The organism is Bacillus sp. ISO11 (genome assembly GCF_003458115.1).
GTDB classification, from domain to species: domain Bacteria; phylum Bacillota; class Bacilli; order Bacillales; family Bacillaceae_G; genus Bacillus_A; species Bacillus_A cereus.
This window is the reverse complement of the sequence record NZ_QXCO01000028.1, coordinates 25,920-37,253: the sequence shown is the minus strand read 5'-3', so window position 1 is coordinate 37,253 and position 11,334 is coordinate 25,920. Positions and strand designations below refer to the sequence as shown.

The window sequence follows — 11,334 nt, the reverse complement described above, 5'->3', positions numbered from 1 at the left end:
TAACTATGAAATACAACAAATTGCAAAAAATCCCTGCTGAAAATTGAAAAGCCCTGCTGAAATAAAAAGGCTTACTTACTTATAGTGTAATTCCGAATTTTGAATGTAAAAGGTTTGTATATTGCATGTCTGTAACGGTTTCTTTCGTTTTTTTACCATTTTTTGCTACTGTAAGGCTATCTTTCGTTAAAGAGGCATGCCCATCTTCAGTTAGTTTTACAATAAGAGGTACTTTATTAAAGGGTGATCCTTCATGTTCAACGATAATTTTTTGTGCTGTATTTGCTTTTTCTTCATCCACTTCTTCTATATAAAATGCATAGCCTAACGTCCAATCATCAGCAGAAGATTGATCCAAGAACTCATTGTTTTTCCGCATCTCTAAAATGTAGTTTCCCTTTTCGGTCATTTCTTTACGAATACGATAATCTCCTGTAATAGAGTGAATGACTTCACCTGAGAAAGGGACAGGGGCAAGAGGTAAGTATGATCCGAATCCTACTTCAATTAAATAAAGTTCATTATGATGTGTTAAAACGGTTGCGATATGGCCAGAATCAACAGCCCATATGGAGTTTGCAGCGTTATAAACTGTTCCTGAAACGAGATGAACATCGAATCCAGAATCTTTCAGGAAGTAATACATAGTAGGGTTGAGTTCATAACAAAGACCGCCACGGTTATTTACTAAAATTTTCTCTTTCAAATTTTCTTTTGATATTTCTTTAAAATTCTTTTCGAGAATATTTAAGTTTTCAAAAGGAACAGTTTGTGCCATTGCGTACATAATGTTAGATAAATCTTCAAATGAAACTGTGTCTTTTTCTTCTATATGTAATCGTGCGAAAAATTGTTTTTGAAAGTCTGTCATCGAAATCCCTCCGTTATGCTTTTATAGGTAAATTGTAAACAATCTTGAATAGGATGTGAAATTAAAACTACGTTGAATATTTGAAATTAGATTAAAAATAATATGAGAGAGTGAGAGATTGCTACTTTACTAACGGTGGGACGAATATTATAATAATTCTGATAAACTATGCAAACGCTTTCTTGGAAGGGGATGGTGTACAGATGTTTAAAAGAATAACAATAGTCGGATTGTCAGTTGTTATGTTTTTACCTAGTATATATGACGGGAGTAAAGCATATGCAGACACAGTTAACAATGGAACGTTAATGCAGTATTTTGAGTGGTATGCTCCGAATGATGGAAATCATTGGAATCGTTTGCGTACTGATGCTGAAAATTTAGCGGAAAAAGGAATTACATCTGTTTGGATACCACCTGCATATAAAGGAACTACGCAAAATGACGTAGGATATGGAGCATATGATTTATATGATTTGGGGGAATTCAATCAAAAGGGAACAGTGCGGACGAAATATGGGACGAAAGCACAATTGAAGTCTGCAATTGACGCTTTACATAAGAAAAACATCAATGTATACGGTGATGTAGTTATGAATCATAAAGGTGGGGCTGATTATACAGAAACTGTCACAGCAGTTGAGGTAGACCCGAGTAATCGGAATATTGAAGTATCAGGTGATTATGAAATTAGTGCGTGGACGGGATTTAACTTTCCAGGGCGTGGAGATTCTTATTCTAATTTCAAATGGAAATGGTATCATTTTGATGGAACGGATTGGGATGAAGGAAGGAAATTAAACCGAATTTATAAATTTAGGGGCATAGGTAAAGCATGGGACTGGGAAGTGTCTAGCGAGAATGGGAATTATGATTATTTGATGTATGCAGATCTTGATTTTGATCATCCAGATGTTGCGAATGAAATGAAAAAATGGGGAACGTGGTATGCGAATGAATTAAATTTAGATGGTTTTCGTTTAGATGCTGTTAAACATATTGATCATGAATACTTGCGCGATTGGGTAAATCACGTTAGACAGCAAACAGGGAAAGAAATGTTTACAGTAGCTGAATATTGGCAAAATGATATCCAGACTTTAAATAATTATTTAGCGAAGGTTAATTATAATCAATCTGTGTTCGATGCACCACTTCATTATAATTTTCATTATGCTTCAAAAGGAAATGGAAATTATGATATGAGAAATATTTTAAAAGGAACGGTAGTTGCGAATCATCCTACACTTGCGGTTACTCTAGTTGAAAATCATGATTCACAGCCTGGTCAGTCATTGGAATCTGTAGTGAGCCCTTGGTTCAAGCCGCTGGCATATGCATTTATTTTAACGCGTGCAGAGGGGTATCCTTCTGTTTTCTATGGTGATTACTATGGTACAAAAGGAAATAGTAACTATGAAATTCCAGCGTTAAAGGATAAAATTGATCCGATTTTGACGGCACGAAAAAACTTTGCATATGGTACGCAACGTGATTATTTTGATCATCCAGATGTGATTGGCTGGACAAGAGAAGGTGATAGTGTACATGCTAATTCTGGTTTAGCAACATTAATCTCTGATGGACCAGGAGGGGCAAAGTGGATGGATGTTGGAAAGAATAACGCAGGGGAAGTATGGTACGATATTACGGGTAATCAAACAAATACTGTAACAATTAATAAGGATGGTTGGGGACAATTCCAAGTAAGTGGAGGATCAGTTTCCATATATGTTCAGCAGTAATTTGGTGATGAAATAGGAGAGGGAAATATAAGTTTTCCTCTTCTTTTTATATTGTTATCCTTCCTAAATCTTTATGTTTATAAATGAACTAGTCGGCTTTTGAAACACCAAGAGATGCATTGGAATAAATAATGTCATCTTATTCGTACTCGAGGAACATCTCCTTACTGTGATTGCTATAGAACTAAATATTAGTATGTTTTTAATGTGATTTTAATAGATATTATATTTGCTTTACGATAAAATTATTATAATGCAAAATTACACTATTATCATAAAATGATAGTTAATGGGTATTTTTATACTTGTGGTTATTAGTGTTTTCTAAAGCAAGATGATGAGTTTTTATTATTCAAGTTAGCGAAGATAGTTTGATGTAGCGCTTTTTAGAAGAAGTTCTTTATATAAATCGTAATTTAAAATCCATAGGCACATTTCTGTATAGGTGGTAGTAGCAAAAGGAGAGGCAATATGAAAAGAACAATAATGAAATATAGTATAATGTTTAGTTTATTACTATTAACATCATGTGATATATCCAATGAAGAAATTGAACAAAAAGCACAAAGTTATACAAAATCGGAGTATGGTATGGTTGTTAAATTAAACGGAGTTGAAACTCTGGATAACGGAAAGGACTTCCTTGGTCCAAAGGGGCGGATAGTTACTGTGCAGCAAGTCGATGAACCACACTTGCAATTTCAACTGTACTTCGAGGGGCAAATCTCTCCAGAAGTAAATAATGATAACTATGAAAAGAAAAAGGAAGCAAATAATTTACAAGGAAGATTTAATACATATTATGGAGAGAAAAACACTATATTTACTTTTGATCAAATGCAGACTGGGGATAATGTTTCCGATAAGAATACTGAGGAACAAATAGCGAAGAAAAATTTGCAACAGTATTATACGGCAGTTTTTAAAAGTAATACTGTTTTAGATGTAAACAATTCTGTACATATGGAAACATTAGCGGGGGTTGCAAGAAGTATTCAGGAATTTAATAAAACGATTGAAAATAGTAAAAGTAATGTAGAAGATATAACGATTCAGTTGCCAAATATTAATAAGGATGTACTACAAAATATTCCTGTAGATTATATAGTAACGGCTGAAGATGCGAAAAAGACCCTTGAGAAAAAGGTTGATTATATGAACATTTTACAGTCTGCAAGGAAATAGTTTGACACCTTTACTTCTTACAAAACATATAGTATGATGATTTCAGTAAATTAGATTTCAATGACTATAATATAAATTAATGAGAGGTGCTTTTTGTGAGTGCGGTAGGTACTAAATAGGAAAAATTTAATGAAATAAATCGGATAAGACCAGGGGATTTTTATGTACATCATACCCCTAATTTTGTCATGCATTTATTTCAAAACCTATGAAGATACCTACAATACTTTATAAAGCGTGTAATAAGGGACTGCCATCTATTTTTTTATGGCTTATTTCCTCATATGTTATTACAAATGCCTTGTAAATGTAAAAGCTGCGGTATCCCCGCAGCTTTTTTGTATATGTTTTTATTGTATAATTATGGGATTTTATATATGACTCATTGGAATCTAATGAGTAGGTATCTTCATTTATGATAAAAATCAATCATAGTGAGGAGAAACAAAATGAATACGATGACTTTTGAAAAGCTACAATATAACGAATTAAAGGATATAGTGAAATCTTATTGTGTAAGTGGATTAGGTAAGGAATTATTAAACAAATTAGAGCCGAGTACGAGTATAAAAGTAGTGAGAAATCGGTTGAATGAAACGACAGAAGCACGAGCTATATTAGATGCAGAAGGGCATGTTCCTTTCTTCGGCATTTCTAATATTGCTAGTACAATTCAAAAATTAGAAAAAGGGATGATTTTAGATCCAGAAGAATTAGTCAGTGTTTCAGACTTTTTACGCGGATGTAGAAAGATTAAAAAGTTTATGTTAGATAAAGAATTTTTTGCACCAGTATTAGCTTCTTATGCAAATTCAATGACTGAATATAAAAGTATTGAAGAGGAAATTAACTTTTCAATTAAAGGAAATAGTATTGATGCAGCTGCAAGTAAAGAGTTAAAACGAATTCGAAATAATATCGATTCTGTAGATGGGAAAATAAAAGAACGTTTAACGAAGTTTTTAAATAGTAGTGCAAATAAGAAATTCATTCAGGAATTCTTTATTAGTAAAAAGGATGACCGTTATACGATTCCAATTAAATCTTCCTATAAAAACCAAGTTGCTGGAAGTATTATTGAAGCCTCGGCAAAAGGTTCTACTGTATTTATAGAACCGCATACGGTTACGAAATTGAATGCGGAACTAGCGGGTTTGAAAGCAGAAGAAGCGGTTGAAGAATATCAAATTTTAGCGACTTTATCAGGAATGGTGTTAGAAAACATTTATAGTATAAAGATTAACATGGAGCTAATTAGTCAGTATGATATGGTATTTGCAAAAGCGAAGTTTAGTAAATCGATCAATGGAATAGAACCGAAGTTAAATGATCATGGCTACGTTCATTTAGTGAATTGTAAGCATCCGCTTTTAACAGGGCAAGTTGTACCCTTAAATTTTGAAATTGGTCAAGAGTATCGTAGTTTAATTATTACAGGGCCGAATGCGGGCGGAAAGACAATTGTATTAAAAACGATTGGATTGTTAACATTAGCTACAATGTCAGGTCTTCATATTGCAGGAGATAAAGGTACAGAAATCGCTATTTTTGAAAATGTATTTGTAGATATTGGTGATAATCAAAGTATCGAAAATGCACTAAGTACATTTTCATCTCATATGAAAAATCTTTCTGAGATTATGAGGATGTCAAATAATAATACGTTACTTTTATTTGATGAAATAGGAAGCGGTACAGAACCGAATGAAGGTGCAGCACTTGCAATATCTATTTTAGAAGAGTTGTACCTTGCGGGATGTATTACCGTTGCGAGTACGCATTACGGAGAAATTAAACGATTCTCAGAAATGCACGATGACTTTATGAATGCAGCGATGCAGTTTAATAGTGAAACGCTAGAGCCGCTTTATAAATTAGTTATCGGAAAATCAGGAGAAAGTAATGCACTTTGGATTGCGAATAAAATGAGCGTAAAAGAACATGTGCTGAAAAGAGCGAAAGAGTACATGGGAAATAAAGAGTACGCTTTAGAAAAAGTGAATGAAAGTAAAATTAGAAAACCGAAATTTGTACAAGAAAAAAGAGAATTTCATTATGAGTACAAAATCGGCGATCGTGTGAATTTATTAGATTATGATGATTTTGGTATCATCTATAAGGAAAAAGATAATTTTTATAACGTTGTTGTATATTATAACGGTGAATTCGTTGAAGTAAATGTAAAACGTATTACTTTAGAGGTAGCAGCGAAAGAATTATACCCAGAAGGATACGATTTAAATACACTATTTGTTGATTATAAAGAAAGAAAAATGCAACACGATATTGAGCGCGGATCGAAAAAAGCACTGCGTAAAATTCAAAAAGAAATAAGAAAGAATAGAGGATAAGTTAAAATGGTAACGATTAGACAAGAACAAAAAAATGATTATAGAAAAACAGAAGAAGTCGTAAAAGAAGTATTTTCACTTGAAGAATTTAGTGATAAAACAGAACATGAACTTGTAAAACGTATTAGAGAATGTGACGCGTTTGTTCCGGAGTTATCAATCGTTGCAGTAGATGAGGAAATAGTCGGTCACATTATGTTATCTAAAATTGCGATAGAACAAGGTGGAACTTCTGTAGAATCGCTAGCACTTGCACCAGTGTCAGTTGCTAGGGGCCATCAGAAGAAAGGAATTGGCGGAAAACTGATCACGGCTGCTTTAGAAAAAGCGAAAGAACTTGGATACGGATCAGTTGTAGTATTAGGACATCCAGAGTACTACCCGAAATTTGGTTTTAAGAAAGCAAGTGAGTGGAATGTAAAAGCACCGTTTGAAGTGCCTGAAGAGGTATTTATGATAATGGAATTAACAGAAAATTCTCTTCGAGGTGTAGAAGGAATTGTACAATATTCGAGTGCTTTTGCTGAGTAGGAGTACCGGTTAAGAAATGTAATCATAAAAGATGCTATCTTTTTGTATGGATATACAGAAAGATAGCTTTTTTTATTAAGCGGATCTACTGACGTATATTTTGCTCAATGAATAATTGAGGTGTTAAAATTGATATAGAAACGTAAAGGGAGAGAATGAAATGAATAAGCGAGAAACAGATAGCAATGAGAATGTAGTGACGTTATATGTTACAAGACACGGTAAAACAATATTAAATACGAATCATCGCGCGCAAGGTTGGGCAGATTCTCCTTTAGTAGAAAAAGGTGTTGAAGTTGCCACAAATTTAGGAACAGGATTAAAAGATATTCATTTTATGAATGCATATAGTAGTGATAGCGGCCGCGCAATTGAAACTGCTAATTTAGTATTAAAATATAGTGAGCAATCAAAATTAAAACTTGAGCAAAGAAAAGATTTGCGAGAATTAAATTTCGGTATTTTTGAAGGTGAAAAACTTGAGAATATGTGGGATGTGGTTGGAAAAGCTGCAGGCGTTGCATCACCAGAAGAACTCTTGAAGCTTTCTATTCAAGAAGTGATTAATCTTATTAGAGTAGCAGATCCGACAAAACAGGCGGAAGATTGGGAATTGTTTTCTACTCGTATAAAAACAGAGATAGATAAAATTAGTGAAGAATCTGCTGCAAATGGTGGCGGTAACGTTTTAGTTGTCGTTCATGGGCTTTTGATTACTACCTTAATAGAAATGTTAGACAGTAGCAAAACAAAACTTGGAGTGGAAAATGCTAGCGTGACGAAGATTGTATATCAAGATGGAACATACACAGTTGAGTCTGTTGGAGATATGAGTTACGTTGCAAAAGGGAAAGAAAGTGTGGAAATATAAAAATAAGAAAAGGAAGGTAGAGAACTCTAGCTTCCTTTTTATTTTTTAATATATCATTTATTAATTCGAATCGGAATATTCCGTTAAAAATGAACTATGAAAATTATTGTAATGGTATAATTAGAGAGTAGGAACAACAAATTAGTTTGCAGTGTATTGGAGGGACATTAGCCTTACATTTCATCTCGGAATCTAAAGTAAGTATACGAGAAATAAAGTGAAACTTTAATCAGTGGGGTTTTCTTCATCCCCCACTGATTATCATCCCTCACCAATCGGACTTTAATGGGCAGCCCGCCCCCCACCTAACTTCTTTGCTTTCGCTGCATTTTGAGGTGGGGGTCTTACTGCCCATTAAAGCGGGATAAAACAAAGTAAGGAATGTGTGAATATGGGTGGTACATGGTATGTGATTTATGTTCAATTCTAAGAAGAAAAGAATATTAACAATTATATGGAGAAGTGATTATGTTGATTAAATTCGTTCATTTGTTATTTGGGAAACCGTGTGAAAAAGGTGATTCGCTCCAAACTAAGTTTCCACGTTTTATTTATTGGAGTGCAGTTGTATTTTATTTTTTTGGAATGCTATTATTTGGGATTCTTTCTTTTATTGATACTGTATTTATTGGATCGTTGATATCAGGAGGTTTGTTCTTTCCTTTAATATTTAGATTCATTTATTATATAAACTTAAAAATGAGGGGCCTAGAAAGAGAAGCGTAGAGAAAAAATATAAATAACAGGGTTATTGAAAAGAAGCGAGATTGATGTTAAGAGATAATAAAGTTGTTTAATTCTTATTGAATTAACGGTGCAGGATAGTTGAATAAGGATGATGATATACTTAAGGGGGAATTTACTTTATTTTATAATTTATGAGGTGGAAAATGGACTCTTTAGAATTAAACAAATCTAAATATATTGTCTCTAATATCAAAGAAATTTTGCATAAAAAGCTTATTCTTGATAAACCGTTAACTAAAGATGAGGTAAAAAAATTAAAACTAGTTAATCCCCCTGTATACGAAAAAGAGAAGTATCTCATTCAAAAACGGTGGTTTTATAGTATTAATATCGGAGAATGGGAAGATGTGGAGATTATTATTCAGGGGAATAATGAAAATCCCGATATGGAGATTATCGAAATGGCAGAAAAAACATTCGATGAACTCCATCTACATATAAGCTGTGCATTAAAATATTTACAGAAATTCTTCCCTAATCAAGAAATGAAGAACTACTATCTATCCACAATATTTTTTGGAAAGATGGTTAATTTTGACGATTATATATTTTCTGGGTTTAGTTTAGCTTTTATTTATGATGGTCACTTTGAGTTTCAGTATAAAGTAAAATTTAAAAACGATGGATGGCCTATTGGTTTTGAAGGTGGGCCACTTTAATAATAATAGATAATTTTTTCTTATTGAACTAACGGGTGCTTTAGTTGAACAAGATTTAAACAACATTATTATTAATTTTTGTCTACAAGCACATTTAAATGGTTAGAAATTAAACAACTTTAAAGGGCTTTACTACAATATGATTTGTAGCCAGGCTCTTATATTTTTAGATCAGAATTAAATAACTTTATTATCACTTTACAATTGAACATAAATAACGTTAAAAAAGGAAGCAAAGAAATACATTCTAGCTTCCTTTTTTATTGGAACGATTATGGGATCAATAAAATCTTCCCTGTGCTTTTTCGGCTCTCTAATAATTCATGAGCACGGGCACCATCTTGTAAAGAGAATGTAGTAGAACTTGCGATCTTTAATTTTTCGGTCGCAATCCATTCGAATAATTGAGAGGAGCGTTCTATTCTCTCTTCATAAGATGTAAGCACGTTCCAAAGGTCTCCGCCAGTTAAAGTTTTCGAAGTATCCATAAGCATACGTGGATCAACTGGCGCAGGATTACCGCCGGCCATTCCGTAAAATACGACAGTACCGCCAGTTTTAGTAGCATTAAAACTCTCCTCTAATGTAGAACCTACTGATTCATATACAACATTTACTCCATCACCATTTGTTATTTCAACTACTTTTGTATGCCATGCTTCCGTATATAAAAAAACGTGATCAGCACCAGCTAATGTAGCTATCTTTGCTTTTTCTTTTGATGACGTTAGGCCGATTACTTTTCCGCCTAGTAGTTTAATTATTTGAATAAGAAGTTGCCCAACACCACCAGCTGCAGCGTGTACTAAAGCTATATCACCTTGTTTTATTTCATAGCTATCTTTCGTTAAATAATGTGCGGTTAGACCTTGCAATAAGACAGAAGCGGCTGTTTCAAAAGAGATAGAATCTAAAAGCTTAATTGCTTTCTCAGACGGAACAGCAACTAGCTCTGCATTTGCAAATGGGACATCAGCAAATGCAATACGATCTCCAGGATTAATATTCGTAACGTCAGCTCCTACTTTTTCAACAATGCCAGCCCCTTCATAACCTAATATAAAAGGCGGGGTACCAGCGAGATGATAATCACCGCGGCGTCTATAAATGTCGGCGAAATTTAAACCGATTGCTTTCGTGCGGACAATAATTTCATTTGGATTTATGATTGGATCATTTAGTTCTTTATATTGTAGTACATCCGGATTTCCGAACTGTTCGAAACAAAGTGCTTTCATATGGAATACCTCCATTTTTATTGTTTGTAGATGCTCTTTATCATACAATACAAATATCAATAGACAAAGAGGATTATTTCGATGAAATCAATCGGGAATATCGATTGAAAAGAGGGACGATAAATGGAGATAAAACAATTAATTACATTTAAAGTAGCGGCGGATACTTTGAATTTTACACAAACTGCGAAGAAATTAAACTTTGCTCAATCGAGTGTGACAGCGCAAATTAAAACGTTAGAAGCTGAGTTAGGTACGCCGTTATTTGAAAGATTAGGAAAACGCCTTTTCTTAACTGAAGCAGGTAGGAAGTTTCAACTATATGCCGACAAGATGATTGCGCTCAGCAACGAAGCAAAAATGGCTGTGAAAGATGATGAAGAAATAGCAGGTACGTTAATAATCGGTGCGCAAGAGAGTCAATGTACATATAGACTTCCTTCTATATTAAAGAAGTTTAAAGCACAATTTCCTCAAATAAAACTTATATTTAAACCGGCACATTCCAATAAAGATGCGAAGGAACAATTGATGGAGGGAAAAGTCGATCTTGCATTTATTTTGGACGAATGTAAAACAGAAGATACTTTACATGTGGAGCCGCTTATGAAAGAAGAATTAAAAATAGTAGCTGCTTCAGGGCATCATTTACTCGAGAAAGCTTCCATCTCTACAAAAGATTTAGAAAGTGAGACGTTGTTGCTAACAGAGCTAGGGTGCTCGTACCGGACTTTATTTGAAGAGCTACTTCGTACAGAAGATGTGTATCCAGCAAATAAAATTGAGTTCGTTAGTGTCGAAGCAATTAAACAATGTGTTATTGCAGATTTAGGAATAGCTGTGTTACCAGCAATAGTAGTAGAAAAAGATATACGAGAAGGGATGATAAAAGAGTTACATTTAGAAAATGAAATCTCACCGATTTATACACAAATTGCTTGGCATAAAGATAAATGGATGACAGCGCCACTGCAGCAATTTATTGATGTAACGAGGGAGTTTTTTACAACAGATTAAGTGGAGAAATATTTATTTTATATAAAAGAAAAAATGGCAATTTTGTATAAAGAACCGATGCTTGCATGTAACAAGTATCGGTTCTTTTATGTTTTAAATAAAGGATGCTATAAAATGTG

At 33.6% G+C, this 11,334-nt stretch carries 10 protein-coding genes; 8 read left to right on the top strand and 2 right to left on the bottom strand.

The window, feature by feature from the left end; all coding sequences use genetic code 11:
• Positions 1 to 79: 79 nt before the first annotated feature.
• Entirely contained in the window at positions 80 to 871 is a 792-nt protein-coding gene (locus D1166_RS23800; RefSeq protein WP_000129195.1) for an arylamine N-acetyltransferase family protein, read from the bottom strand.
• Between the two features lie 203 nt (positions 872 to 1,074).
• On the opposite strand from D1166_RS23800, the gene amyS reads away from it, so the two are divergent.
• The 7 genes from amyS (at position 1,075) to D1166_RS23765 (ending at position 8,960) form a co-directional block, all read left to right on the top strand.
• Positions 1,075 to 2,616 carry an alpha-amylase gene (gene amyS / locus D1166_RS23795; RefSeq protein WP_000476400.1) on the top strand — a complete coding sequence of 514 codons (1,542 nt, stop codon included), beginning with the start codon at positions 1,075 to 1,077 and terminating at the stop codon, positions 2,614 to 2,616.
• 471 nt (positions 2,617 to 3,087) lie between these two features.
• A complete protein-coding gene (locus tag D1166_RS23790) occupies positions 3,088 to 3,801 on the top strand; it encodes a hypothetical protein (protein WP_000831441.1) in 714 nt (237 codons plus the stop codon).
• Positions 3,802 to 4,250: 449 nt separating this feature from the next.
• A complete protein-coding gene (locus D1166_RS23785; protein ID WP_001095189.1) occupies positions 4,251 to 6,152 on the top strand; it encodes an endonuclease MutS2 in 1,902 nt (633 codons plus the stop codon).
• A gap of 6 nt (positions 6,153 to 6,158) precedes the next feature.
• A complete protein-coding gene (locus D1166_RS23780; protein ID WP_047386565.1) occupies positions 6,159 to 6,683 on the top strand; it encodes a GNAT family N-acetyltransferase in 525 nt (174 codons plus the stop codon).
• Positions 6,684 to 6,843: 160 nt separating this feature from the next.
• Complete coding sequence (locus D1166_RS23775; RefSeq protein ID WP_001042050.1) at positions 6,844 to 7,554, top strand: histidine phosphatase family protein; 711 nt, start codon at positions 6,844 to 6,846, stop codon at positions 7,552 to 7,554.
• 468 nt (positions 7,555 to 8,022) lie between these two features.
• On the top strand, positions 8,023 to 8,280 hold the full coding sequence (locus D1166_RS31900) for a hypothetical protein (RefSeq protein ID WP_000905656.1): 258 nt from the start codon (positions 8,023 to 8,025) through the stop codon (positions 8,278 to 8,280).
• Positions 8,281 to 8,444: 164 nt separating this feature from the next.
• Complete coding sequence (locus tag D1166_RS23765) at positions 8,445 to 8,960, top strand: hypothetical protein (RefSeq protein WP_030026782.1); 516 nt, start codon at positions 8,445 to 8,447, stop codon at positions 8,958 to 8,960.
• Between the two features lie 272 nt (positions 8,961 to 9,232).
• Here D1166_RS23765 and D1166_RS23760 read toward each other — a convergent pair whose 3' ends face one another.
• Positions 9,233 to 10,198: a quinone oxidoreductase family protein gene (locus D1166_RS23760; RefSeq protein ID WP_000645241.1), complete on the bottom strand. Its 966-nt coding sequence runs from the start codon at positions 10,196 to 10,198 to the stop codon at positions 9,233 to 9,235.
• Between the two features lie 123 nt (positions 10,199 to 10,321).
• On the opposite strand from D1166_RS23760, the gene D1166_RS23755 reads away from it, so the two are divergent.
• Entirely contained in the window at positions 10,322 to 11,215 is an 894-nt protein-coding gene (locus tag D1166_RS23755) for a LysR family transcriptional regulator (protein ID WP_000403877.1), read from the top strand.
• The last annotated feature ends 119 nt before the right edge of the window (positions 11,216 to 11,334 follow it).